A 24,077-nucleotide genomic window follows, 5' to 3' on the forward strand; every position below is an offset into this window, starting at 1 on the left:
CTGGCGGCTCGCTCGGGGCCGCCGGGGGAGGCCGCCCGACAGGCGAACGCCATGGCCGACCTGCTCCTGGGCGACGCGACCGTGCGGACGCCCGAGCAGGCGGCCGCGCGGCTGTCCGTGTCGGTCCGCACGCTGCAGCGGATGGCGCACCGGTTCGTCGGCCTGCCCCCTGCCGCGATCATCCGCCGGCGCCGGTTGCAGGAGGCGGCTCAGGCGGTGCGTGCGGGACGCGCGGACGACCTCGCCGCGCTCGCAGCGGAGTACGGATACGCCGACCATGCGCACCTGACGAACGAGTTCCGGGCGGTGCTCGGGCTCACCCCGTCGGAGTACCGCTCGGTGTCGGGGACGACGGAGGAGCGGTGAACCGGAGCCGCAGCGCGCGGATCAGGACGCCGACGATCACCACCCCCGTGCCCGCGAGGGCGGACGCCGGGGGCAGCGTCAGCACGAGCACGGCGCAGCCGACGGCCCCGATCACCGCGAGCGCCCGCGGGTAGCGCCGCGCCCCGGGTCCCTGCGCGAGCGCGGCCGCGTTCGCGACGAAGTAGTACAGGAGCACGCCGAACGACGAGAACCCGATCGCGCCGCGCACGTCCGCGACGGCGACGATCCCGAGCACGACCGCCCCCGCGGCGAGCTGCGCCCGCACCGGCACATGATGACGCGCGTCCACCCGGGCGAGGAACCCGGGAAGGTCGTGCTCGCGGGCCATCGCGAGCGAGGTCCGGCCGATGCCGGTCAGCAGGGCGAGCAGGGCGCCGAGGGAGGCGGCGGAGGCGGCGACGCGCACGACCGCGTCGCCGGCGGGTCCCCATCCGGCGGACGACATCACGTCGGCGAGCGGCGAGGCGGAGCCGACGACGGCTCCGCCCTGGACGAGCAGGACCGCCCCGCCGACGACGACGTAGACGGCCAGGGCGACGGGCAGGGCGATGCCGATCGCCCGCGGGATCGTTCGCGCGGGGTCGACGACCTCCTCGCCCATGGTGGCGATGCGCGCATAACCGGCGAAAGCGAAGAACAGCAGGCCGGCGCCCTGCAGGACGCCGTAGACGGTGGGGTCCGGCAGCGGCTCGGGCGCGGCGTGGGACAGGGTCGTCCCGGCGGCGACGACGACCGCGGCGAGCCCGGTCAGGGTCACGGCGACGAGGATCTGCGTCAGCCGGGCCGTCCGTGTGATCCCGACGCAGGTGACCGCGGTGAGCGCCGCCACGGCCGCCAGCGCCGCCGGAGTGCGCCATGCCGCCGGCGCGGCGTAGGCGGCGAAGGTCAGGGCCATCGCCGCGCAGCTGGCGAGCTTGCCGATGACGAAGCACCAGCCGGCGATGAAGCCCCACCACGGACCGAGCTCGGCGCGGCCGTAGGCGTAGGTCCCGCCCGAGACGGGATGGGCGGCGGCGAGCTGTGCGGAGGACGTCGCGTTGCCGTACGCCACCACCGCCGCGATCACGAGGGCGATGACGAGCGCCTGCCCGGCGGCACCCGTCGCCGGACCCCAGACCGCGAAGACCCCCGCGCCGATCATGGATCCGAGCCCGATGGAGACGGCGTCGGAGAGGGTGAGTCGGCGGGCGAGCGGCACCCGCCCATCGTGGCACGACGCGGTGAACGGGCGGTGTCGTGCCCGGTGTTCAGGCGCGGGCGGCGGTCACCCGCTTCTTCTCGCGGACGTAGACCTCGCGGCGGACCCGCGCGACGACGTCGCCGGATCGGTCGGTGATCTCCGTCTCGAACCACTCCAGGACCTTGGCGCCGCCCCGCGCTCGCTCCCGGATCCGGTCCGCCTGCTCCGTCGGCACGTGGAACTGCGCGGTCAGGACCCCGCGTCCCGGCTTGAGGAACTCGATCTCGCCCTTGGTGTCCCACACCACGTAGTCCCGGCCGAGCTGGTGCATGACGAGCATGAAGAAGTACGGGTCGGTCATCGCGGACATGGATCCGCCGAAGGCGGTCTTGACGTAGTTGCGGGTGAAGACGTTGACGTGCAGCTCCACGGTCGCGTGGGTCCAGTCGTCGCTGAACCGGCGGACGCGGATGCCGCTGAAGAGGTTGGGGATCCACAGGCTCATGCCCACGGCGAGACGGCGAGGGGTGATGCGCATGGATCCAGTGTGGATCGTCTCGGGTCTGCCTCCGACTTCTCTGGAGGGTAGAGACAATAGTTCTATTTGCACTAGATTAATTGAAGGAAGGGGGTGGCATGCTGATCAGGATCGACGAGGAGAGCACCCGGCCGATCTTCGAGCAGATCGCCGCCTCCGTGCGCGCCGACATTCTGCTCGGATCCCTGCGGCCCGGCCACAGGCTCCCCTCCGCCCGAGAGGTCGCGGAGGGACTGGGCATCAACGTGCACACCGTGCTGCGCGCCTATCAGCAGCTCCGTGACGAGGGGCTCGTCGATCTGCGCCGCGGCCGGGGCGCGGTGATCGCTTCCTCCGCCGCGACCCTCCAGGAGTTGCACGACGACATCCGGGCTCTGGTGGACCGGGCCGCAGCGCTCGGCCTCTCGGCCGGGGCGCTCGCCGCGCTCGTCCAGGAACCCGCGTTGCGGCGCGCCCGCGCACCCCGCCGCCCCGATACCCAGGAGCAGAACGCATGACCGACACCGACATCCGCCGCGCCCGCGCCGCCTTCGTCTGGGTCGGCGTGATCGTGCCGCTTGGCGTCCTCGGGATCTCTTTCGGCACGGTGGCCGCGTGGCTGTCCGAGCTGCCGGACCCTGTGGCCGTGCACTGGTCCGGCGGCGGCCCCGACGGGTTCGCGCCGCCGCCGATGCTGCTGATCACCCCGCTCATCGGCATCGCCCTGGTGCTCCTGTTCGCGGCGACCGCCCTGTTCGCGCACCGCCTGCCGCCCGCGATGCTGTCCGGCGGGGGCGGTGTGGTCTCGGATCGGACGGGTCAGCCTCAGTGGTCGGTCACCGCCCGCTTCCTCGGCGCCATGAACCTCGGCCTGAGCGTGTTCATGGGCGTGCTGTCGCTCGTGACGGCGGGCGTGCAGCGCGGATTGGACGACGCCGCGGACGCGCCGGAGATCATGCCGTGGACGTTCGCGGGGTTCGGGATCCTCGCTGTCGTCGCGGTGATCGGCTGGTTCCTGCAGCCGAAGGTGGTGCCTGCGCAGCCCCGCCCCGCCGATCCCGGGACCGTGCCGCTCGGCGCCGGAGAGCGCGTCGTCTGGTTCGGCTCCGCGTCGATGGCGAGGGCGGGGCAGGTGGTCGTCGGGGTCGCGGTGCTGCTGATGGCCGGGCTGACGGCCTTCATCGTGGCGACCGCCGCGGACACCGGTGAATGGTGGCCCGCGGCGATCATGGTCGTCGCGACGCTTCTCGTCCTCGTGGCTGCGGGGTCCGGCTTCGCCTTCCGCGTGCGGGTCAACGCCGACGGCCTCCGGGTCCGGTCGGTGGTGGGCTGGCCCGACACGCGGATCCCGATCGCCGACATCGCGCGGGTGGAGGTCGTGCCCCTCAACCCGTTCGCCGAGTTCGGCGGGTGGGGATGGCGGCTGGCCATGGACGGTCGCCGCGGGGTGGTGCTGCGCGCGGGCGAGGCGCTGCAGGTCACCCGCGTCGGCGGGACCGTGTTCGTGGTCACGGTCGACGGGGCACGGGAGGCGGCCGCCGTACTGGAGACCCTGCGGGCCGCGAAGAGCCCGGGGCCGGAAGGGCGCGGGGAGAGAGTGCCGCGCACCGATGAGACGTGAGCACCGATGAGACGTGAGCACCGATGAGACATGAGCACCGACGAGAGGGAGTCCGCATGACGAATCCGCCCGTTCCCGACCCGCCCGTTCCCGCGGCGCCCGGCGCCCCCGGGCCCGTTCCCGCGAGCGGCGGGCCGAGGGAGCCGTTCCGGGTCGGCCTGGGTCCGACCCTCGCGTTCCTCGTGCTGGCGCTGGGGCTGGCCTGGCTCGTCGCGCTCCCGCTGTGGCTGGGCGACGGGCTGGCGAGCCCGATGTTCGGCCCCCTCGCGTCGCTCATGATGTTCACGCCCGCGATCGCCGTCGTGCTCGTGATGCTGATCCTGCGCCCGGTGCCGCGCGGGGAGCGTCTGCGGTTCCTCGGGATGTGGCCGCTGCGCCCCGCCAAGCGGGTCGTCTGGCTGAGCGTGATCGCGCTCTTCGCGCCGATCCTGCTCGTCGCCGCCTCGGTCGCGGTCGCGGCCGCGTGCGGCTGGGTGCAGCTCGACCTCGCCGGATTCTCCGGGTTCGCGCAGGTCCTGGAAGCCTCGGTGCCGGAGGGCACGCCGCTCCCGCCGCCCATCGTCGTCATCCTCTCGCAGCTGCTGTCCGTCCCGATCGCCGCCGCGACGATCAACGCGCTCGTCGCCTTCGGCGAGGAGCTCGGCTGGCGCGGCTTCCTCGTTCCCGCGCTGCGGAGGTACGGCACGTGGCCGGCGCTGCTGGTCAGCGGGGTGGTCTGGGGTCTCTGGCACGCCCCGGTGGTGCTGCTCGGGTACAACTTCGGTCGCACGGACCTCACGGGCGTGCTGTTCATGATCGGCGGCGCCGTCGCGTGGGGCGTCCTGCTGGGGTGGCTGCGCCTGCGCTCCGCCTCGGTGTGGCCGGCGGTGTTCGCGCACGGCGCGCTGAACGCCTCGGGCGCGATGATCGGGTGGTTCTTCCTCGCCGGCACGACGTTCGACATGGCGCTGGCGGGTCCGCTCGGCGTCGCCGGCTGGATCGTCTGCGCGCTGGTGATCGTGGTCCTCGCGGTCACCGGGCAGTTCCGCCGACAGCCGTCCCTCGCCCCGGCGAGGGTTTCGGGGTCCGTTCCGGGGCCCCGGGACGCCGCCGTGGACCCCGGAACACCGGGCAGCGCCCCGAACCGAGAGGCTTGACCGGCGGGGGAGCGGCGCAGTTGGCTGAGCATATGGAACCCACTCCGCAGAACTGGCGCGCCGCCGACGACTTCCTCGCCGACACCCTCGTCGGGAACGACCCCGCCCTGGAGGCCGCCCTCGCCGCGCAGCAGGCGGCGGGCATGCCCGCGATCGAGGTCGCACCGGTGTCCGGAAAGCTCCTCGGTCTCCTCGTCCGGATGAGCGGGGCGCGACGGGTCCTGGAGATCGGCACGCTGGGCGGCTATTCGACCATCTGGATGGCCAGGGCGGTCGGAGACGGCGGGCGGGTCGTCACGATCGAGGCCGAGCCGGGCAACGCGCGCGTCGCCCGCACCAGCATCGACGCGGCCGGCGTCGGGGGCGTCGTGGACATCCGGATCGGACGGGGCGCGGACGTGCTCCCCACGCTGATCCGGGAGGAGCCGTTCGACCTGGTGTTCATCGACGCGGACAAGGAGTCCAACACGCTGTACCTGGACTGGGCCGCCCGGCTCGGCCGTCCCGGCACCGTCGTGGTCCTCGACAACATCGGCCGGGACGGGGACATCGTCGACCCCGACAGCGCGGACCCCAAGGTCGTGGGGACCCGGGAGGGGCTGATCATGCTGGGCGAGGACCCCCGCTTCGACGCCACGGCGCTGCAGACGGTGGGGATGAAGGGATGGGACGGGGTCGCGATCGCCCTCGTCCTCTGATCCGCGTCCTCGCCGTTCGGATCGGCACGGCGTCGCTAGACTGGCCCACGGACCGACGCCGCTCCACCCCCTTCCACCCCTGCGAGCAAGGAGCACACCCGTGGCACTGATCGAGGCTGTAGGCGCACGCGAGATTCTCGACTCACGCGGCAACCCGACCGTCGAGGTGGAGGTGCTCCTCGATGACGGCATCGTGCAGCGCGCCGCCGTCCCCTCGGGTGCATCGACCGGCGCCTTCGAGGCGTACGAGCTGCGCGACGGCGACAAGGGCCGCTACGCGGGCAAGGGCGTGCAGAAGGCGGTCGAGGCCGTCATCGACGAGCTGGGCCCCGCCATCGAGGGCGTCGAGGCGAGCGAGCAGCGCATCGTCGACGAGATCCTCATCGAGGTCGACGGCACCGACAACAAGAAGCGTGTCGGCGCCAACGCCATCCTGGGCGTGAGCCTCGCCGTGGCGAAGGCGGCGGCCGACTCCGCGGACCTCCCGCTGTTCCGCTACCTCGGCGGCCCGAACGCGCACGTGCTGCCGGTGCCGCTGTTCAACGTCATCAACGGCGGAGAGCACGCCGACAACGGCATCGACATGCAGGAGTTCTTCCTCGCCCCGATCGGCGCCGAGACGTACGCCGAGTCGCTGCGCTGGGGCGTGGAGACGTACCACGTGCTGAAGGCCGAGCTGAAGGCCGCCGGATACGCCACCGGGCTCGGCGACGAGGGCGGCTTCGCCCCGGATCTGCCCAGCAACCGCGAGGGGCTGGACTTCCTCGTCAAGGCCATCGAGAAGGCCGGCTTCACCCCGGGCACCGACATCGCGCTCGGCCTGGACGTCGCGGCCACCGAGTTCTTCGCCGACGGCGTGTACCGCCTCGACAACAAGGACTGGGACGCCGCGGCCCTCACCGAGTACTACGTCGGCCTGGTGAACGACTACCCGATCGTCACGATCGAGGACGCGCTCGCCGAGGACGACTGGGACAACTGGAAGGCCCTCACCGACGCCCTGGGCACCAAGGTGCAGCTCGTCGGCGACGACCTCTTCGTCACCAACCCGCAGCGCTTGGCGGACGGCATCTCGCGCGGCGTCGCGAACTCGCTGCTCGTGAAGGTCAACCAGATCGGCACGCTCACCGAGACCCTCGACGCGGTCAGCCTGGCGCAGCGCTCCGGCTACACGGCGATGCTCTCGCACCGCTCCGGCGAGACGGAGGACACCACGATCGCGGACCTCGTGGTCGCCACCAACGCGGGCCAGATCAAGGCCGGTGCGCCTGCCCGGAGCGAGCGGGTGGCGAAGTACAATCAGCTTCTGCGCATCGAGGAGGAGCTGGGCGACGCCGCGGTGTTCGCCGGGCGATCCGCCTTCCCGCGCTTCACGGCCTGATCGGGGCCGCGAACGGACGAGGGTCTCCGACCCGCACGGATCTCGACGAAGGGGGAGTCATGGCACGACGGCCGGCTCCCCCTTCGGCGTCCCCGGAGCGGCGCAGCCCGCAGGCTGCGGCTCGGGCGGGACGCCGCTCCAGCGCCGCCGGGATCGACGCGCGCGGCTGGGTGGGCGGGATCCGGCTGTCCGGCTTCATGGTCATCATGCTGTCGCTGGTGATCCTGGGGGCCTGGGTGCTCGTGCCGACCCTCGGGACGTACCTCGACCAGCGACAGAAGATCGCCGCGCTCGAGCAGTCCGTGCAGGTCAGCAAGGACCGGATCGCCGAGCTCGAGCTCGAACGCGAGCGATGGAACGATCCGGCCTACATCACCACGCAGGCGCGCGAGCGCCTCTACTACTTCCGTCCGGGCGAGGTCGTCTACCTCGTGGACGACGACCTGGATCCCGCGGCGGTTCCGCGCGACCCCGAGCCCGTCAGCGACACGATCGAGGAGAAGCCCTCGGACTGGGCGCCGCAGCTGCTGCGCTCGCTCACCGCGGCGGGCCTGGCCCGGACCGCGACCGAAGCCCCCGCGGGCTCGTCCGGGGAGCCCGCGGAGGGCGACCAGACCCCGGCCCCCTGAGCCCTTCGGAGCCCGGCGGTCCTCACGGAGATCACAGCCGCCTCCCGTACGCTGGAGGGGTGACCGCCCCCGCCTTCGCTCCGCCCACGGACGCCGAGATCGCCGTCGTCTCCGCACAGCTCGGTCGCGCCGCGCGCGGGGTCGTCGGCATCGCCGCGCGCTGCGTGTGCGGCAACCCGACGGTGGTCGCGACGTCCCCGCGCCTGGCGGACGGCACCCCGTTCCCGACGTTCTACTACCTCACGCATCCCGTTGCCACCGCCGCCATGTCGGCGCTCGAGGCGGGCCAGGTGATGCCCGAGATCGCCGCGATGCTGGACGACGAGGGGGTCGCGGACGCCTACCGTCGCGCGCATGACTCCTACCTCGCCGACCGTGCGCAGTACGGCGAGGTCCCGGAGATCGCGGGTGTCTCGGCGGGTGGGATGCCCACACGCGTGAAGTGCCTGCACGCCCTCGCCGGTCATGCCCTCGCGGCGGGCCCCGGCGTGAACCCGCTCGGCGACGAGGCGCTGCGGCGCTCGCGGTGGTCGCCGCAGCGCTGCGAGTGCGATGAGCCCGCAGCCGCGGGAACCGGTCCTGCGGGGGAGTGACCAGGACGCCATGAACGCGACGGGGGGAGCGCGGGTCCTGCTGCGCACGACGCTGGCGGCCATCGTGGTCGCCGCGTCCACCCTGCTCATCGCGACCACGCCGAGCCCGAGCCCGACGCCCACCCCGACGCCGGACCCGGTGCAGACCGCCGAGTACTGGCTGGACGGGGCGAAGATCCGGGACGCCTGGGCGGTCACCCGCGGCGCGGGCGTGACGATCGCGGTGATCGACACCGGTGTCGCCCGCGGACCCGCCTTCGATGCCGCGGTCAAGGACGGCACCGACGTCTCGGACCTCGGCAGTCCCGACGGACGAACGCCGGTGGGGCCGCTGGACAGCGATCACGGTTCGTTCGTGGCGTCGCTGGCCGCCGCGCGCCCGAAGGCCGACGGCAGCGGGATGATCGGCGTGGCGCCCGAGGCCGACCTGCTCTCGATCTCTCTCGGATTCGGCTCCTCGGCGCCGGTGCCGTTCGCGAAGCAGGTCGCCGATGCGATGGTGTGGGCCGTGGACCACGGCGCGGACGTCATCAACCTGTCCTTCACGACCAACACGCTCGACTGGGACCCGAGCTGGGACGAGGCCTTCCTCTACGCCTACGAGCACGACGTGGTCGTCGTCGTGGCCGCCGGCAACCGCGGCAGCGGGACGACGCAGGTCGGCGCCCCGGCGACGATCCCGGGCGTGCTCACGGTCGGCGGCGTGGACCAGCACGGGATGGCGAGCCGCTCCGCCTCGACGCAGGGCATCACGATCGGCGTGTCCGCGCCGAGCGAGGGGCTGCTCGGCATCGCCGCCGACGGCGAGGTCAAGTCGTGGAACGGCACCAGCGGCGCGGCACCGATCGTCGCGGGGATCGCCGCCCTGGTCCGCGCCGCGCACCCGGACCTCGACGCCGGCGACGTGATCAACCGGATCACCCGCACGGCCCGTCCGGCGCCGGCCGCCACGCAGCGGCCCGACCCGCTGTACGGGTACGGTCTCGTCGACGCCGAGGCGGCTGTGAACGCGGCCGTGGACCCCGTGGACACGAGCCCGAAGGACGAGCTGACGGAGTGGATCCGGCTGCACCGGCGCGGCGAGGCTCCGGAGGTCCCGCAGCCGACCAGCGCGCCGGTGAGCATCCCGCCGCTGGAGGCCGCCGAACCGCCCACCGTGCCCGGTTCCCCGCTGATCCCCAGCGCCGATTCGCTGCTGTACGGTACCCTGCCGCTCATCGCGGTCACTCTGCCTGGTATTCTTATCGGGCTTGGCGTCACCGCAGCTGCCCGGCGCATCCGATCGGCGCGCGCCCGACGCACGCCAAGTCCCTGACGACGACGAGGAGTTGTCCCCCTGTGGCGAAGAATTCTTCTGTGCCCAAGATCCTGATTGTCGGCGGAGGTTATGCGGGGTTCTACACCGCCTGGAAGCTGGAGAAGCACCTGCGCAAGGGCGAGGCCGAGGTCACGATGGTCGACCCGCTGCCCTACATGACCTACCAGCCCTTCCTGCCGGAGGTCGCCGCGGGCTCGATCGAGGCGCGCCACTCGGTCGTCGCACACCGTCGCCACCTCAAGCGGACCCACGTCGTCACCGCCAAGGTCACCGGCATCGATCACGCCAACAAGGTCGCGACCATCACGCCGCCCGCCGGCGAGCCGTACGAGTTCGCGTACGACCACATCGTGGTCACCGCCGGCGCGGTGTCGCGCACCTTCCCGATCCCGGGCATCGCGGACAACGCGATCGGCCTGAAGACGATCGAGGAGGCCGTCGCGATCCGCGACAAGCTGATGTCGAACTTCGACAAGGCCGCGTCCCTCCCGGCCGGCCCCGAGCGGGACCGCCTGCTCAGCGTGGTCGTCGTGGGCGGCGGCTTCGCCGGCATCGAGGTGTTCGCGGAGCTGCGCTCGCTCTCGTCCGCCCTGGTGTCGAAGTACCCGCAGATCTCGTTCGAGGACACGCACTTCCACCTCATCGAGGCGATGGGCCGGATCATGCCGGAGGTGTCGCTGAAGACGAGCGAGTGGGTGCTCAAGGATCTCGCCAGGCGCGGCGCGAACGTGCACCTCGACACCCAGGTGACCGGTGCGATCGACGGCAACGTCGAGCTCTCCACCGGCGAGGTGATCCCGACGGACCTCATCGTGTGGACCGCCGGTGTGATGGCGAACCCGACGGTCGTCCGCGGCGGGGACCTCCCCGTCGAGGAGCGCGGCCGCATCCGCACGCGTGCCGACCTGCGCGTCGGCACCGAGGAGGAGGCCGTCGAGGGTGCGTGGGCCGCGGGCGACGTCTCGGCCGTGCCGGATCTGACCGGCGGCGGCGTGGGCGGTTACTGCGTGCCCAACGCCCAGCACGCGGTCCGTCAGGCCAAGCTGCTCGCGAAGAACCTCGTCGCCGTCCTGCGCGGTGAGGAGACCAAGCAGTACGTCCACAAGAACCTGGGCGCCGTGGCCGGTCTCGGTCTGTACAACGGCGTCTTCCAGTCCGGCAAGATCGCGCTGAAGGGCTTCGTGGCCTGGGTCGCGCACCGCGGATACCACGGTCTGGCGATCCCCTCGTGGGAGCGCAAGTGGCGCGTGCTGTGGGGCTGGTGGCACAACCTGTGGCTCGGTCGCGACCTCGTGAACCTCGAGACGGTGCAGAACCCGCGCTACGTGTTCGAGGAGTTCGCGGCGCGGCCGCGCCCGGCCGCGGACGCGGCGCCCTCGGCCACGCCCAAGGCGGCGGCCCCGGCGGCGGAGAAGGCGGCGCCCGCGAAGAAGGCACCGGCGAAGGCCGCGACGCCGGCGAAGCCCGCGGACGAGGCGAAGCCGGCGGATGAGGCGAAGCCCGTGAAGAAGGCTCCGGCGAAGAAGTCCGCGCCGAAGAAGGCCGAGGCGGCTGCGAGCTGACCGCCTGACGGAGAACGCCCCGGGACCCGCGAGGACCGGGGCGTTCCCCGTGTCAGGGGGTGGGACTCGTGCGTCGCGGTCGGGTGAGCAGGGCGGCGACGATGCCGCCGATCGCCCCGAACAGGTGCGCCTGCCACGAGACTCCGGCGGGCACCGCGACGATGCCCGCGAGCATGGAGCCCCCGTACAACGCCATGACGACGAGCGCGACGAGAGCATAGGCGATCCGATGCCCCATGGACCGGGCGACGAGGACGCGACAGAGCACGTAGGCGAAGAAGCCGAAGACCAGTCCTGACGCACCCACGGTCACGGTTCCCGGCGGGGTCAGCAGCCAGGTCCCGGCACCGCCGACGACGGCCACGACGACGGTCACGAGCCAGAACCGGCCGGCCCCCTCCACCGCCACGAGCGCGCCGAGAACGAGGAACGGCAGGCTGTTGCCGATGAGATGCGCCCAGCCCGCGTGCAGCAGCGGCCCGACGACGATGCCGGGCAGGCCGCTCGGGTCCCAGGACCGCAGCCCCCACACCGTGAAGCTGCCCGGAAGCACCGCGTCGGCGATCTGAACGGCCCACATCACGGCGAGCAGCACGACGGGGGCGAGCAGTGGAGCGAGGGCCGAGGTGCGACGGGGGCGGGGACCTCTCATGTGCCCCCGCTGGGATTCGAACCCAGACTGAAGCGAGTTTAAGTCGCCTGCCTCTGCCGTTGGGCTACGGGGGCGTCCGCGACGGACGGCCCTCCGAGCCTAGCCGCCGCCGCTCGGTGCGTCCGTGCCCGGCGCGGCCCCGACCGGAAGGCCGTTATGGTGGGGGAGTGCTCGACCTCATCGGTGACCGAGTCGGCTCTCCGGCGCCGCGCCCCGCTCGTCCGCCGTGGCACGACCCGGCCTCCTGGTGGCCGCGACTGACCGCGGCGACGGCGCACCTGCCCGCGCCCGTGGGCGTGATCGATCTCGCCGCGCTCCGGTACAACGCCCTCGACATGGTCGCGCGTGTGGCAGGACGACCGATCCGGGTCGCGACGAAGTCGGTCCGGGTCCGCGCTGTGATCGATGCGGCACTGCGGGTCCCCGGCTACCGCGGGCTGCTCGCCTTCACTCTCCCCGAGGCGCTGTGGCTCGCCGAGGAGCACGACGACATCGTCGTCGCGTACCCGACGGTCGACCGGACGGCGCTGGCCCGCCTGCTGGCGGACGAGCAGGCGGCCTCGCGCATCACGCTCATGGTCGACGCGGTCGAGCATCTCGATCTCATCGATGCGGTCGCCCCGCCGCGCGGGCGTCCGCCGGTCCGCGTCGCGATCGACGTGGACGCGTCCTGGCGGACGGCCGCCCTCGGCCATGTCGGCGTCCGCCGTTCGCCGCTGCATCATCCGGACGAGACCCTGCGGTTCGCGCGGGCGGTCGCCGAGAGGGACGGGTTCCGCCTCGTCGGCCTGCAGATGTACGAGGCGCAGATCGCCGGCCAGGGCGACGACACCGGCAGCGGCGACGCGCTGATCCGCTCGGTGCAGGCGCGGTCGCGACAGGAGCTCCGGGTCCGCCGCACCGCGATCGCCGACGCCGTGCGCTCCCTCGTGCCGCTGGAGTTCGTCACCGGCGGCGGCACCGGGTCGCTCGAGTTCTCCGGCGCCGACGACGCGCTCAGCGAGATCACGGCGGGAAGCGGACTCCTCGCGGGCCATCTCTTCGACGGCTACCGGGCCTTCGATCCGGCTCCCGCCGCGGCGATCGCGTTCGACGTCGTCCGTCGGCCGGCGCCGGACATCGCCACGGTCCTGGGCGGCGGGTGGATCGCGTCGGGACCCGCGCTCGCGTCGCGCCAGCCGCGGGCGGTCTGGCCCGAGGGGCTGCGCACGATGACGAGGGAGGCCGCGGGAGAGGTGCAGACACCCCTCCAGGGGCCGGCGGCGGCGGAGCTCCGCGCCGGGGACCGGGTGTGGTTCCGTCACGCCAAGAGCGGAGAGGCCTCCGAGCGCCTCGACCGGTACCACCTCGTTGACGGCGATCGCGTCGTCGACGAACTGCCCACCTATCGCGGCGAGGGAAAGGCGTTCCTGTGACACGTCCCGGCGGGATCTGGCAGAACTGGGGGCGGACCGCGTCCGTCCGTCCCGTGCGGGTCGAGCGTCCCCGCACGCCCGAGGGCGTGCAGCGCGCGGTCGTCGCCGCGGCCCGCCAGGGCCTGCGGGTGAAGGCCGTCGGCGCCGGTCACAGCTTCACCGGCATCGCCGTCGGCCCGGACGTCCTGCTCGAGCTGGACGACCTCCAGGGCGTGACCGCCGTCGACGAGGCCCGGCGCCGGGTGACGCTCCTCGCCGGAACCCGGCTGCACCGGATCCCGCGGCTCCTCGCCCCGTACGGGCTCGCGATGGAGAACCTCGGCGACATCGACCGGCAGTCGATCTCGGGGGCGATCTCGACCGGCACGCACGGCACGGGGACAGGGTTCGGCGGGCTCGCGACCCAGGTCGTCGGGGCGACGCTCATCACCGCCTCGGGGGAGTTCCTGCGCGTCGACGAGGAGCATCAGCCCGAGCTCCTGCCCGCGATCGCCCTGGGCCTGGGCGCACTCGGGGTGCTCGTCGAGGTCACCCTCCAGTGCGTCCCCGCGTTCGTGATGCACGCCGTCGACGCGCCGGCGCCGCTGGAGGAGACGCTGGAGCGCGTGCACGAGCTCGCGGCGGCCGCCGACCACTTCGAGTTCTACTGGTTCCCGCACACGGACGTGGCGCTCACGAAGACGACCGAGCGGCTTCCCGAATCGGCGGTGCGCCATCCGCTGCCGCCGGTCGGCCGGTGGGTGGACGAGACGCTGCTGTCCAACGGGGTCTACCGGCTCGTGTGCGCCGCCGGCGTCGTGGCGTCGCCGATCACTGCGCCGTTCAACCGTCTCGCGGTGAGACTGACCGGGAACCGCGAGTACACGGACCTCTCCCACCGCGTGCTCACGCAGCGGCGCACCGTGCGCTTCCGGGAGATGGAGTACGCCCTCCCGAAAGACCAGGTGGTACCCGCCTTCGAGGAGATCCGCGCCCTCATCGCACGGCGCGGATGGCGGATCGAGTTCCCCGTCGAGGTGCGCTTCGCCGCGGCCGACGACCGGTGGCTGTCGACCGCGCACGGCCGCGACAGCGCATACATCGCCGTCCACCGGTACTGGCGGCACGACCCGCGGGAGTACTTCGACGCCGTCGAGCGGATCTGCCTGGACCACGGCGGACGCCCGCACTGGGGCAAGCTCCACGGTCTGGACCGCGACGCGCTCCGGGAGCGTTACCCGCGCTTCGACGACTTCGTCGCGCTCCGCGACCGGCTCGACCCGAGGCGGCGCTTCGGGAACGCCTACCTGACGCGGGTGCTCGGCGACTGACCACATCGGCGTCCAGCGGGCGCTCGGGGCCGCGGGGATAGGATGGGCCGAAAGAGCTGAAAGGGGGGCCGGGATCCATGGAAGGGCTCATTCCGGTATTCATCGTCGTCGGTGTGATCATCGTCCTGGCCGTCGTCGTCGGCATCTACCTGTGGTCGACGTACAACTCGCTCGTGCAGCTCAACGTCCGCGTGGACGAGGCCTGGAGCGACATCACCGTGCAGCTCAAGAGGCGCGCCGACCTCATCCCCAACCTCATCGAGACGGTGAAGGGGTACGCCGCGCACGAGAAGGCCGTGTTCGAGAACGTCACCCGCGCGCGCGCCGAGACGCTCTCGGCGAACGGCCCGGCGGAGGCGGGGGTCGCGGAAGGACACCTCCAGCAGGCCCTGAAGAGCCTGTTCGCGGTCGCCGAGGCGTACCCGCAGCTCCAGGCCAGCCAGAACTTCCTGCAGGTCCAGCACGCCCTCGTCGACACCGAGGACAAGGTGCAGGCATCGCGCCGCTTCTACAACGGCGGCGTCCGCGAGCTGAACACGAAGATCAAGGTCTTCCCGAACAACCTGTTCGCACGGAACCTCGGATTCTCCGAACGGGAGTTCTTCGAGGTCGTGGACGGCGCCGCGATCGCCGAGCCGCCGCGCGTCCAGTTCTGAGGCGAGAACCGCCCGCGAGAGGTCCCGCGTCCGAAGAGGGCGCGGGACCTCTGCGCGTCTCCCCGGAGGCGTTCCGAGCCGCGTGATCGGCTCAGCGCACGGCGAGCCGGATCACTTCTGCGTCCACACGGACGTCGCCGTAGACGTTCCATGCGTCCGTCCGGTAGGTGACCGACGCCGCAGACCCGGCGCGGTCCGTCCCCTCGGCGGTCGCGACGAGGACGCCGCCGGTGGCGGAGAACGACGGCGGGTCCAGTTCCAGCGCCGGCATCCGTTCGATGCGGAAGCTCAGGCGATCCAGCGTCGACAGGTCGGCGGCCCAGGGCACCCGGATCCCGCAGTGCTCGGGCGGGGACCCGGCGGACGCCGTCTGCGTGCAGCCGGTCAGATAGTCCTCGAGCTGCGCACGGGCGCTCGCGACGCCCTCCTCGGTGAGCCGCGGGCGCAGGGAGACGGCGGCCTCCTCACCGGGGAGCACCACCGCGCGCGCCTCGCCCGACACGAGGGAGGCGGGCGCCGAGGCCACGTCGTACACGCCGGGAAGCAGCGCCACCGGATCATCGGCCTCGCCGAGCGGCGTCGTGCCGATCCGGGCGCCGCCCCAGAGGCGGGACACGAGCAGCCCGCCGACGGGCGCGTCCGTCAGCCTCCACGTGCCGTCCCGACGTTCGAGCCGCGCGTCCGTCTCGTGCTCCCGGCCGTCCAGCGTGAAGGACACGCGGACCCGCGCCTCGTCCCCGCGCTCCGACGCGGTGAGGACGCGGGGCGCGCTCGGACGCTCGCGCGCGGCCTCCAGCGCGTCCGCGGCACGCTCGTCGACCTCGCCGCCGAAGGCCCTGACCGCGTCCGCGTCTCCGTCCGCGATCGCGCGGAACACCGCCAGCGCGGTGTCCGCCGCCGATGCGGGCGGACGGGAGACCGACCACCAGAGCGCGCCCCCGCCAACCAGCACCAGGAGCGTCAGAGCGATCGCGACGAGCCGCCCTCGGCGGGACCGAGCCGGGGCGGACGTCACGCCGCGGGCTCCGTCTCGTCCGCGTCGCCGACCTCGCGCGCCGCGTCATCGGGCTCTCGGTCCTCGGGCGCCGTCGGGGATCCCGAGGGCGCCCCGCTCGAGTGCAGGGGGCGTCGATCGACGGCGTGGCGAGAGACCGTGCCGCCGACGCGGAGCGCATCCGCGAGGTCGTCGCTCGCGTCGCCCCAGTGCGAGACCGACAGGTGAGCGAGCCGCTGCCAGGCGGCGGCGAGACGCAGCTCCTCGGCGATGCGGGGCGCGTCCTCCGCGGGGCGGGCCTGCGGCTCCCACCAGGCCGACTGCACGCGCAGGGTCTCGGTCGCGCGCTCGGCCTTGAGGTCCACCCGCGCGGCGATCCGGTCCCCGACGAGCACGGGGAGGGAGTAGTAGCCGTAACGGCGTTTGTGGGCCGGGGTGTAGATCTCGATCCGATAGTCCAGTTCGAACGCCCGCAGGGCACGCTCGCGGAACCACACCACGGGGTCGAACGGGGTCAGCAGGGCCGTCGCGTCGATGCGACGGGGGAGGACCGCCTCCGCGTGGATCCACGCCGGCAGCGCGCGTCCGCCGCGCTCCCATCCCCGGACCCGCACCGGACGCACCTCGCCGGCGTCCTCGAGATCCCGCAGCGACCGCTGCACCAGCGGCCGGTCCCGGAGGCGATAGTAGTCGGCGATGTCGGCGGCCGTGCCCACTCCGTGCGCGCGGACGGCCCGACGCACGAGCTCGCGCACGGCGTCCTCCCGGGGGATCTCCCGGGCGCGGACCTCGGCGGGGATCACGTCCTCGGCCAGTGCGTAGCGCCGCTCGAAACCCACGCGCCCGGCGATCGCGACCTCACCGACGCGCCAGAGGAACTCCAGGGCGTGCTTGACCTCGTCCCAGTCCCACCAGGGCCCGCGGGGACGCGGTGCCTCCCCGCGGATGTCGGCCGGTCGGGAGGGGCCGCGCTCGCGGAGCTCGGCGCGCACCGCGTCCAGCGTGCGCGGAGACCCCCGGTAGGCGTCGCCGCCGTACTTCGCGCGGAAGTCGTCCATCCGGAAGCGCCACAGGGCCCAGTCGTCCGCAGGGACGAAGGTCGCCTCGTGCGCCAGGTACTCGACGTACCGGGACGAGGGGCGCAGGAACGCACGGTCCAGGACGGCGGGATCGTACGCGCCGAGGCGGGAGAACAGGGGCAGGTAGTGCGACCGGGCGAAGACGTTGACCGAGTCGATCTGCAGCACCCCCATGCGCTGCATCGCCGTGTGCAGGTGGCGTGCCTGCGGGGATGCGGGACGTCGTCGGGACAGACCCTGCGCGCCGAGGGCGACGCGCCGGGCCTCGGCGGAGCTGAGGGTGTCGGTCACGCGGGCCAGCGTACCCGCCGGCTCCGACACCGCCGCGGGGCCCGGCGCATGTGGTCGTGCACGCCCGCACGAGCCGGGCCCTGCCCGTAGACTTGGCGGATGAGCGACCGGCGTTCGAACGAGACAGGCCGTCAGCGCCTGCGCGAGCTGCTCCAGAATCGCACCGTGTCCGGCGAGGTGGACCAGGGACTTCCCTCCGGTCTGCGCATCGCCACCGCGTACTCGTGGCGGTTCCTGGTGATCGCGGCCGCCGCGGGAGTGCTGATCTGGCTCATCATGCTCCTGAAGCTCCTGGTGATCCCGTTGATGGTCGCCATCCTCGTGACCGCTCTGCTGTGGCCGGCGTTCGCGTGGATGCTGCGGAAGCGGTTCCCGCGCTGGCTCGCGGTGACCGTGTCGCTCGTCGGCACCCTGGTCATCGTCGTGGGTCTGCTGTGGCTGGCGATCTGGCAGATCCGCCAGCAGTGGGGAGAGGTCCAGGCCCGCACCGCGACGGCCGTGGAGGATCTGCGGACCTTCCTCATCGAGGGGCCCTTCCACCTGTCCGCCGCGCAGATCGAGGCGTACATCGACCAGGGCATGGCCCTGCTGCAGGAGCAGGGCGAGGCGTTGTGGTCCGGCGCCCTGGCCATCGGCACGACCTTCGGGCACGTCGCGACCGGCGCGGTGCTCGCGCTGTTCATCCTCATCTGCCTCCTCGCGGACGGCGCCGGGATCTGGCGCTGGACGCTCAAGCTCTTCCCGAAGGCCGGGCGTCCCGCCGCGGACGCCGCCGCACGCAACGGCTGGGCGACGGTGATGAACTACGCGCGGACCCAGCTGCTGGTGGCGACGATCGACGCCACCGGCATCGGGCTGGGCGCCTTCCTGCTCGGGGTGCCGCTGGCCGTGCCCGTGGCGGTCCTGGTGTTCCTCGGCTCCTTCATCCCGATCGTCGGGGCCGTCGTCACCGGGGCCCTCGCGGTGTTCCTGGCCCTCGTCTACAACGGGCCATGGATCGCCCTGTGGATGCTCGTGGTGGTCCTCGGCGTCCAGCAGCTGGAGGGACACGTGCTCCAGCCGATCCTCATGGGCTCGGCCGTCAAGGTGCATCCGCTCGCCGTCGTCCTCGTCGTGGCCGGCGGTGCGATGATCGCCGGGATCCCCGGCGCTCTGTTCGCCGTGCCCCTCGCCGCGTTCGCGAACGTCGCGGCGGTGACGATCGCGAGCGGCGCCTGGCGCACCGGCGCCGATCCGCACGGCGACTACATCTGGCGGACCGTCCCCGCCCCACGACGACCACGCAGCGGGGAGGCCCGATGACCCCCGCGGACCCGACCACGACGACGAGGAGCGAGCACACGGTGCAGAACGACCACACGGATCCCCGGCCCGGATCGACCCCGACCGCGGTACCGTCCCTGGCGGAGATCGAGGAGGCCGCGCGCGGACTGGACGGCGTGGTCACGCACACGCCGACGCTGCCGTCGCGCGCCGTCGGAGACGTCCTGGGGTCGCCCGTCCTGCTGAAGATGGAGAACCTGCAGCGGACCGGGTCGTTCAAGATCCGCGGCGCCGTGCACCGCCTGTCACGGCTCACCGCCGAGGAGCGGGCACGCGGGGTCGTGGCCGCATCGGCCGGGAACCACGCGCAGGGCGTCGCGCTCGCCGCGCAGGCCCTGGGCATCCGCGCGACGATCTTCATGCCGATCGGCGTCCCGGTGCCCAAGCTCCTGGCCACGCGCGGCTACGGCGCCGACGTGGTGCTGGAGGGCGAGACCGTGGCGACCTCGCTGCGGCTGGCCGCGGAGTTCGCCGAACGCACCGGCGCGGTCCTCATCCACCCCTTCGACCACCGCGACGTGGTCATCGGGCAGGGCACTCTCGGGCTGGAGATCGTGGCGGACGTCCCGGAGGTCGACACCGTCATCATGGGCATCGGCGGGGGCGGCCTGATCGCGGGCGTCGCCGCGGCCGTCAAGGCGTCGGCGGCGCGGGCGGGTCGCATCGTGCGCGTCATCGGCGTGCAGGCGGAGAACGCCGCCGCCATGCCGCCCTCCCTCGGAGCGGGGGAGCCCGTCGAGATCGTCACCCGCCCGACGATCGCGGACGGGATCCTCGTGGCCAAGCCCGGCGACGTGCCGTTCGAGATCGCCCGGGAGCTCGTGGACGAGGTCGTCACCGTCAGCGACGACGACATCGCCCGCGCGCTGCTGGTCCTGCTGGAGCAGGCGAAGGTCGTCGTGGAGCCTGCGGGGGCCGTCGGCGTCGCGGCGATCCTGGCCGGCAAGGTGACGGGCACCGGGACGACGGTCTCCGTCCTGTCCGGCGGCAACATCGACCCCCTCCTGCTGCAGCGGATCGTCTCCCACGGCCTTGCGGCCTCGGGCCGCTACCTCACGATCCGGATCCCCCTTCCGGACCGGCCGGGACAGCTCGCGCGCGTGTCGGAGCTCATCGCGCAGGCCGGCGCGAACGTCATCGAGGCCATGCACACCCGCCACGGACACGGACTGCAGATCAGCGACGTCATCCTGGAGCTCAGCGTGGAGACGCGGGGCCCCGAGCACTCCGAGCTCACGCTCGACACGCTGCGGGCCGCAGGCTTCGAGCCGATCGTCGTCCCGGACTGACCGCGCACACGACACCGCCCCTCTCCGGATCGGAGAGGGGCGGTGTCGTGTGGGCAGGCGCCGCGGAGAGCGTCAGCCGGCGAAGGTCTCGACCTTGACGATCTCCACGTCGATCATCCGGCCGTTCGGGGCCTCGTACGAGGTCTTCTCGCCGACCTTGAGGCCCTGGATGGCGCTGCCCAGCGGGCTCGCCTCGCTGTAGACGTCGAGGTCCGTGCCGCCGGCGATCTCGCGGCTGCCGAGGAGGAAGACCTCCTCGCCGCCCGCGACGATGGCGGTGACGACGGTGCCGGGCTCCACGATGCCGCGGCTGGCCGGCGCCTCGCCGACCTTGGCGGTCTTCAGCAGCTGCTCCAGGGTGCGGATCCGGGCCTCCTGCTTGCCCTGCTCGTCCTTGGCGGCGTGGTACCCGCCGTTCTCCTTGAGGTCGCCCTCCTCGCGAGCCGCTTCGATGCGCTTGGCGATCTCCTCGCGGCCGACGGTGGACAGGTGCTCCAGCTCGGCGACGAGGCGGTCGTACGCGTCCTGAGTGAGGAAGGGGACCTGAGCGTCGTTCGACACGGCGATACTCCTTAATTCGGATCCCTGCGGCGACGGCCTGCGGGGATATGGCAAGACGCCCCGGCACCGTGCCGGGGCGTCGTTGATCGTGACGAGCCTATTCGACCCAGCAGGTGTTAACCAAACTCGTCGTCGCGAGAGCGACGGTGGGGACCTTCTCGGTGTACGCCCGTGAGTGCTCCGCGGAGGCCGGGTAGTCGACCACGCGCCATCCCACGATGCCGAACTCCTCGTCCTGGGCCTCGACGATGCAGTGCACGTCGCGATCCCGCGGAGCGGTGATCTGGAAGGAGACGGTCACGGCGTGATCGTCGAGCACCTCGAATCCCGTGCCGGTCACGTCGACCTGATCCGCCGTGGAGCGCACGGTGATCCATCCGGCGACGACGATCACGACCGCGGCGAGGGCGCCGCCGATGATCCAGGGAAGCCTGCCGCGTCGGGTGCGGCCGTAGCGCTCGTCGAGCTGGGCGGGCGTGGTCACGGGTGGGGTCTTCCGATCGTTAGGCTGGATTCCAGGCTAACGCGTGGGGCCAGGAAGGGCGGACACATGATCGATGCGCTCGTGCGGGCGGCGGTGTCGCCGTCTCCGACCCCGACACCGACGGTGGACCCGGAACTGGTGACGCCGGGGCCCTGGGGCTTCGCGATCGTCGCGATCCTGGTGATCGGGGTCGTCGTCCTCATCTGGGACATGCAGCGCCGGATCCGCCGCGTGCGCTACCGCGAGGAGGTCCGTGCCGAGCTGGACGCGGAGGCGCAGGCCGACGCGGCCGTGGAGGCGACGACGGCGGACGACCAGGCGGTGGATCCGGAGGACGCCGCAGGCGACGGACCGCGGGGCTCAGCCGGGAAGACCGAGTGAGGGCGACGCCGGCGCCAACGCGATGAGCAGGCACGCGGTCCAGTGGCAGAGGAACGCCAGGACCGTGCACACGTGGAAGATCTCGTGGAACCCGAAGTGGCCGGGAGACGGGTTCGGGCGCTTCATCGCGTAGACCACGGCGCCGAGCGTGTAGAGCACGCCGCCGACGCACACGAGCACCATCATCGCGACGTTAGCGAGGACGAGGTCCACGATGTACATCACCGCGGCCCACCCGAGCAGCAGGTAGAGCGCGACGTACAGCCAGCGCGGCGCGTGGATCCAGAACACGCGGAACAGGATCCCCAGGATCGCGCCGCTCCAGACGAGCGACAGCAGGAGGATCCCCTTGTCCGGGGGAAGCGCGAGGACGGCGATCGGCGTGTACGTCCCCGCGATCAGGAGCAGGATGTTTGCGTGGTCGATGCGCTTGAGCACGACCTTCACGCGAGGACCCCAGTTGAACCGGTGGTACACGGCGGAGTTGCCGAACAGCAGCAGGGACGTCGCCATGAACACGGCCGCGGCCCACTTGGCGGGGACCCCCTGTGCGAGCACGATGAGGACGACGCCGGCGGCGATCGCGACGGGGAAGGTGCCCGCGTGGATCCAGCCCCGCCAGGTCGGCTTGATGTCCGCCTGTGCGTCCGTGGCCGCAGCCTCCATGAGCGGCAGCTGAGGGAGGTCGGGGGCGGCGTTCGGGTTCGCGCTGCTCATCTGTTCACTCTAAGCGCCCGCCCATGCCGCCGTCGGCACATATTCACAGGCGACGCTCGCCCGTACGGGGTCCGCCGACCGTCCCCGCGGAGGCGGGGTGCGCGCGGTAGCGTAGGGGAGTGAGTGCACGGTCAGAACAGGGGAGCGGACCGCTCTACCGGTTGTACGGTCGGCGACTGCGGCGTCGCCTCGACCCGGCGACCATGCCCCATCACGTGGCGATGATGATCGACGGCAACCGGCGGTGGGCGCGCCAGCTCGGCTACGAGTCCGCCGCGCACGGGCACCGCGCCGGGGCGGCGAAGATGCGGGAGTTCCTGCAGTGGTGCGACGACCTCGGGATCCGCGTCGTCTCGCTGTACCTCCTCTCCGCGGACAACCTCCTCAAGCGCGACCCGCGGGAGCTGGCCGACCTCATCGAGATCATCGGCGAGCTCGCCGACTCGCTGTCGCACCAGCCGACCTGGAGGGTGAAGCACGTGGGGCGTGCCGAGATCCTGCCCGAACCGTTGGCCCGCGTGCTCGCCGACGCGGAGGAGCGCACTCGCGAGAACACGGGGCTCCACGTGAACCTGGCCGTCGGGTACGGCGGGCGCAACGAGATCGTGGACGCCGTGCGGAGCATCATCGTGCAGCACGAGGCCTCCGGGGGTACGCTCGAGGACCTCGCCGCGCATCTGACCCCGGAGATGATCGGGGAGCATCTTTACACGGGCGGGCAGCCGGACCCGGACCTCGTCATCCGGACCAGCGGCGAGCAGCGGCTGAGCGACTTCCTCCTCTGGCAGAGCGCCCACAGCGAGTTCTACTTCGTCGAGGCGCTCGGTCCGGACCTCCGCGAGGTGGACTTCCTGCGCGCCATCCGCGACTACGCCGACCGGGATCGCCGCTTCGGCAAGTGACGCCGCGCGTCCGGTCGTCCCGACCGCGGGTCCCCCTCGGGCAGAATGGCCGGATGGGTGCGCTCGAGGACTACGTCGACTCCTTCGCCGGCACGGACGGCTACCTGAACTGGGCCGCGTTCGGCCCGTTGTCCCCGGCGGCCCGCACCGCTCTGATCGCGGACGCCGAACGGCAGGCCGATGGCCGTCCGGCGGCGCTCGCCGCCGTGTGGGCGCGCGAGGGGGAGGCCCGACGCGGACTCGCCGGGCTCCTCGGGGCCGCGGAGGACGACATCTCCCTCCACTCCGCCTCCGGACCCGCTCTGCAGCACGCCTTCGCGGGGCTCTCGGGCCACGTCGTCTGTTCGACGGCCGAGTTCCCGAGCATCACCGTGGCGCTCGCCCGTGCCGCTGAGGCGTCGCGGGGCGCTCTGGCGCCGAGGTGGATCCGCCCCGCGGATGCCGTCGTGACGGCCGCCGTCGTCCGTGACGCCCTCGACGACGACGTCACCGCGCTCGCCGTCAGCCACGTGGACTTCCGCACCGGTCACCGGGCGGATCTGGCGGCTCTGCGGGAAGCGCTCGGGCCGGATCGACTCCTGATCGTCGACGCCGTGCAGTCCTTCGGCGTCGTGGCGGAGGACTGGGCGCTCGCCGACGTCGTGGTCGGTCACGGGTACAAGTGGCTGCGTGCGGGCCGGGGCACCGGGTTCGCGCGCTTCGCTCCCTCCGCCCGGGAACGGATCGCCCCGGTGCTGAGCGGCTTCGCCGGGACGTCCGCCGCGGGCTACTTCGCCGATGTGATCCCCGACCCCGCGCCCACCGGGCGCGCGTACGCGGTGAGCAGTCCCGATCCGCTGGCCGCCGGCCGTCTCGCGGCCGCCGTGAGCGAGACCGCCGCGGCGGGCGTCGGCGCCGTGGCGCGGCGGGTGGAGGAGCGGGTGGACGCCGTCCTGGACGTGCTGGACCGCCATCGGGTGCCGGTCGTCTCGCCCCGGGACCCCGCGAGACGGGCCGGGGTC

At 72.6% G+C, this 24,077-nt stretch carries 26 protein-coding genes and 1 tRNA gene; 18 read left to right on the plus strand and 9 right to left on the minus strand.

The window, feature by feature from the left end; genetic code table 11:
• The coding region (locus tag MR1_RS08755; RefSeq protein WP_157517980.1) for a helix-turn-helix transcriptional regulator at positions 1–366 on the plus strand (366 nt) is incomplete at its 5' end.
• Here the strand turns inward: MR1_RS08755 and MR1_RS08760 are convergent.
• The gene (locus MR1_RS08760; protein WP_067245130.1) at positions 317–1,585 is read right to left on the minus strand and encodes an APC family permease; all 1,269 of its coding nucleotides are present in this window, start codon (positions 1,583–1,585) and stop codon (positions 317–319) included. The two genes, MR1_RS08755 and MR1_RS08760, sit on opposite strands and share 50 nt — an antisense overlap.
• Before the next feature lie 49 nt (positions 1,586–1,634).
• The gene (locus tag MR1_RS08765; RefSeq protein WP_067245132.1) at positions 1,635–2,105 is read right to left on the minus strand and encodes a DUF4442 domain-containing protein; all 471 of its coding nucleotides are present in this window, start codon (positions 2,103–2,105) and stop codon (positions 1,635–1,637) included.
• Positions 2,106–2,203: 98 nt separating this feature from the next.
• Between MR1_RS08765 and MR1_RS08770 the strand changes: the two genes are divergently transcribed.
• The 9 genes from MR1_RS08770 to MR1_RS08810 all read left to right on the plus strand — a co-directional run bounded on the left by MR1_RS08770 (position 2,204) and on the right by MR1_RS08810 (position 11,022).
• Positions 2,204–2,602 (plus strand): GntR family transcriptional regulator, encoded by a 399-nt coding sequence (locus tag MR1_RS08770; protein WP_067245135.1) that lies wholly within the window; start codon positions 2,204–2,206, stop codon positions 2,600–2,602.
• Entirely contained in the window at positions 2,599–3,705 is a 1,107-nt protein-coding gene (locus tag MR1_RS08775) for a DUF1648 domain-containing protein (RefSeq protein WP_067245138.1), read from the plus strand. Before MR1_RS08770 ends, MR1_RS08775 begins: the two co-directional genes overlap by 4 nt.
• A 56-nt stretch (positions 3,706–3,761) precedes the next feature.
• Positions 3,762–4,841: a CPBP family intramembrane glutamic endopeptidase gene (locus tag MR1_RS08780; RefSeq protein ID WP_084344477.1), complete on the plus strand. Its 1,080-nt coding sequence runs from the start codon at positions 3,762–3,764 to the stop codon at positions 4,839–4,841.
• Positions 4,842–4,873: 32 nt separating this feature from the next.
• Complete coding sequence (locus MR1_RS08785) at positions 4,874–5,539, plus strand: O-methyltransferase (protein ID WP_067245140.1); 666 nt, start codon at positions 4,874–4,876, stop codon at positions 5,537–5,539.
• A gap of 100 nt (positions 5,540–5,639) precedes the next feature.
• Entirely contained in the window at positions 5,640–6,920 is a 1,281-nt protein-coding gene (gene eno / locus MR1_RS08790; protein WP_067245142.1) for a phosphopyruvate hydratase, read from the plus strand.
• Positions 6,921–6,979: 59 nt separating this feature from the next.
• Complete coding sequence (locus MR1_RS08795; protein ID WP_174522524.1) at positions 6,980–7,549, plus strand: FtsB family cell division protein; 570 nt, start codon at positions 6,980–6,982, stop codon at positions 7,547–7,549.
• Between the two features lie 59 nt (positions 7,550–7,608).
• Complete coding sequence (locus MR1_RS08800) at positions 7,609–8,142, plus strand: DUF501 domain-containing protein (RefSeq protein ID WP_067245145.1); 534 nt, start codon at positions 7,609–7,611, stop codon at positions 8,140–8,142.
• 10 nt (positions 8,143–8,152) lie between these two features.
• Positions 8,153–9,457 carry a S8 family serine peptidase gene (locus tag MR1_RS08805; RefSeq protein WP_067245147.1) on the plus strand — a complete coding sequence of 435 codons (1,305 nt, stop codon included), beginning with the start codon at positions 8,153–8,155 and terminating at the stop codon, positions 9,455–9,457.
• 41 nt (positions 9,458–9,498) lie between these two features.
• Positions 9,499–11,022, plus strand: coding sequence for an NAD(P)/FAD-dependent oxidoreductase (locus tag MR1_RS08810; RefSeq protein ID WP_084344478.1), 1,524 nt, complete (start codon positions 9,499–9,501; stop codon positions 11,020–11,022).
• Positions 11,023–11,074: 52 nt separating this feature from the next.
• Here MR1_RS08810 and MR1_RS08815 read toward each other — a convergent pair whose 3' ends face one another.
• Positions 11,075–11,674, minus strand: a complete 600-nt coding sequence (locus MR1_RS08815; RefSeq protein WP_067245150.1) for a rhomboid family intramembrane serine protease — start codon at positions 11,672–11,674, stop codon at positions 11,075–11,077.
• A 1-nt stretch (position 11,675) separates the two neighbouring features.
• Positions 11,676–11,748 (minus strand) — tRNA-Leu (locus MR1_RS08820).
• Between the two features lie 93 nt (positions 11,749–11,841).
• Here MR1_RS08820 and MR1_RS08825 point away from each other — a divergent pair.
• The 3 genes from MR1_RS08825 to MR1_RS08835 all read left to right on the plus strand — a co-directional run bounded on the left by MR1_RS08825 (position 11,842) and on the right by MR1_RS08835 (position 15,055).
• On the plus strand, positions 11,842–13,089 hold the full coding sequence (locus MR1_RS08825; RefSeq protein WP_084344479.1) for an alanine racemase: 1,248 nt from the start codon (positions 11,842–11,844) through the stop codon (positions 13,087–13,089).
• A complete protein-coding gene (locus MR1_RS08830) occupies positions 13,086–14,399 on the plus strand; it encodes a D-arabinono-1,4-lactone oxidase (RefSeq protein WP_067245152.1) in 1,314 nt (437 codons plus the stop codon). Before MR1_RS08825 ends, MR1_RS08830 begins: the two co-directional genes overlap by 4 nt.
• A 77-nt stretch (positions 14,400–14,476) precedes the next feature.
• Positions 14,477–15,055, plus strand: a complete 579-nt coding sequence (locus MR1_RS08835) for a LemA family protein (protein WP_067245154.1) — start codon at positions 14,477–14,479, stop codon at positions 15,053–15,055.
• 91 nt (positions 15,056–15,146) lie between these two features.
• Here the strand turns inward: MR1_RS08835 and MR1_RS08840 are convergent, their stop codons facing one another.
• Positions 15,147–16,070 (minus strand): hypothetical protein, encoded by a 924-nt coding sequence (locus MR1_RS08840; RefSeq protein WP_067245156.1) that lies wholly within the window; start codon positions 16,068–16,070, stop codon positions 15,147–15,149.
• The gene (locus MR1_RS08845) at positions 16,067–17,419 is read right to left on the minus strand and encodes a winged helix-turn-helix domain-containing protein (RefSeq protein ID WP_084344480.1); all 1,353 of its coding nucleotides are present in this window, start codon (positions 17,417–17,419) and stop codon (positions 16,067–16,069) included. The genes MR1_RS08840 and MR1_RS08845 overlap by 4 nt, the downstream gene beginning before the upstream one ends.
• 99 nt (positions 17,420–17,518) lie before the next feature.
• Here MR1_RS08845 and MR1_RS08850 point away from each other — a divergent pair, with 99 nt between their 5' ends.
• Together MR1_RS08850 and ilvA are read left to right on the plus strand one after the other, a co-directional pair.
• Positions 17,519–18,721: an AI-2E family transporter gene (locus MR1_RS08850; RefSeq protein WP_067245158.1), complete on the plus strand. Its 1,203-nt coding sequence runs from the start codon at positions 17,519–17,521 to the stop codon at positions 18,719–18,721.
• Positions 18,718–20,031, plus strand: coding sequence for a threonine ammonia-lyase (gene ilvA / locus MR1_RS08855; protein ID WP_084344481.1), 1,314 nt, complete (start codon positions 18,718–18,720; stop codon positions 20,029–20,031). Before MR1_RS08850 ends, ilvA begins: the two co-directional genes overlap by 4 nt.
• A gap of 72 nt (positions 20,032–20,103) precedes the next feature.
• On the opposite strand, the gene greA is transcribed toward ilvA, so the two are convergent.
• Both greA and MR1_RS08865 read right to left on the minus strand, forming a co-directional pair.
• Positions 20,104–20,592: a transcription elongation factor GreA gene (greA, locus tag MR1_RS08860; protein WP_067245160.1), complete on the minus strand. Its 489-nt coding sequence runs from the start codon at positions 20,590–20,592 to the stop codon at positions 20,104–20,106.
• Between the two features lie 97 nt (positions 20,593–20,689).
• Entirely contained in the window at positions 20,690–21,076 is a 387-nt protein-coding gene (locus MR1_RS08865; RefSeq protein WP_067245162.1) for a DUF4307 domain-containing protein, read from the minus strand.
• Positions 21,077–21,142: 66 nt separating this feature from the next.
• On the opposite strand from MR1_RS08865, the gene MR1_RS08870 reads away from it, so the two are divergent.
• On the plus strand, positions 21,143–21,457 hold the full coding sequence (locus tag MR1_RS08870) for a hypothetical protein (RefSeq protein ID WP_067245164.1): 315 nt from the start codon (positions 21,143–21,145) through the stop codon (positions 21,455–21,457).
• Here the strand turns inward: MR1_RS08870 and trhA are convergent.
• Positions 21,437–22,174, minus strand: a complete 738-nt coding sequence (gene trhA, locus MR1_RS08875) for a PAQR family membrane homeostasis protein TrhA (protein ID WP_067245165.1) — start codon at positions 22,172–22,174, stop codon at positions 21,437–21,439. The genes MR1_RS08870 and trhA overlap by 21 nt on opposite strands.
• Before the next feature lie 119 nt (positions 22,175–22,293).
• Between trhA and MR1_RS08880 the strand changes: the two genes are divergently transcribed.
• Positions 22,294–23,076, plus strand: coding sequence for an isoprenyl transferase (locus tag MR1_RS08880; RefSeq protein ID WP_067245167.1), 783 nt, complete (start codon positions 22,294–22,296; stop codon positions 23,074–23,076).
• A gap of 53 nt (positions 23,077–23,129) precedes the next feature.
• Positions 23,130–24,077: aminotransferase class V-fold PLP-dependent enzyme (locus MR1_RS08885; protein WP_067245169.1), on the plus strand; the 948-nt coding region annotated here is incomplete at its 3' end.

The organism is Microbacterium resistens NBRC 103078, from assembly GCF_001552355.1.
In the GTDB taxonomy this organism is placed as follows: domain Bacteria; phylum Actinomycetota; class Actinomycetes; order Actinomycetales; family Microbacteriaceae; genus Microbacterium; species Microbacterium resistens.

Excerpts from the sequence above, each read along its gene's own strand:
- MR1_RS08765 (WP_067245132.1), bottom strand. The coding sequence starts at position 2,105 with ATGCGCATCACCCCTCGCCGTCTCGCCGTGGGCATGAGCCTGTGGATC.
- MR1_RS08770 (WP_067245135.1), top strand. The coding sequence starts at position 2,204 with ATGCTGATCAGGATCGACGAGGAGAGCACCCGGCCGATCTTCGAGCAG.
- MR1_RS08775 (WP_067245138.1), top strand. The coding sequence starts at position 2,599 with ATGACCGACACCGACATCCGCCGCGCCCGCGCCGCCTTCGTCTGGGTC.
- MR1_RS08780 (WP_084344477.1), top strand. The coding sequence starts at position 3,762 with ATGACGAATCCGCCCGTTCCCGACCCGCCCGTTCCCGCGGCGCCCGGC.
- MR1_RS08785 (WP_067245140.1), top strand. The coding sequence starts at position 4,874 with ATGGAACCCACTCCGCAGAACTGGCGCGCCGCCGACGACTTCCTCGCC.
- MR1_RS08795 (WP_174522524.1), top strand. The coding sequence starts at position 6,980 with ATGGCACGACGGCCGGCTCCCCCTTCGGCGTCCCCGGAGCGGCGCAGC.
- MR1_RS08805 (WP_067245147.1), top strand. The coding sequence starts at position 8,153 with ATGAACGCGACGGGGGGAGCGCGGGTCCTGCTGCGCACGACGCTGGCG.
- MR1_RS08815 (WP_067245150.1), bottom strand. The coding sequence starts at position 11,674 with ATGAGAGGTCCCCGCCCCCGTCGCACCTCGGCCCTCGCTCCACTGCTC.
- MR1_RS08835 (WP_067245154.1), top strand. The coding sequence starts at position 14,477 with ATGGAAGGGCTCATTCCGGTATTCATCGTCGTCGGTGTGATCATCGTC.
- MR1_RS08850 (WP_067245158.1), top strand. The coding sequence starts at position 17,519 with ATGAGCGACCGGCGTTCGAACGAGACAGGCCGTCAGCGCCTGCGCGAG.
- ilvA (WP_084344481.1), top strand. The coding sequence starts at position 18,718 with ATGACCCCCGCGGACCCGACCACGACGACGAGGAGCGAGCACACGGTG.
- MR1_RS08870 (WP_067245164.1), top strand. The coding sequence starts at position 21,143 with ATGATCGATGCGCTCGTGCGGGCGGCGGTGTCGCCGTCTCCGACCCCG.
- trhA (WP_067245165.1), bottom strand. The coding sequence starts at position 22,174 with ATGAGCAGCGCGAACCCGAACGCCGCCCCCGACCTCCCTCAGCTGCCG.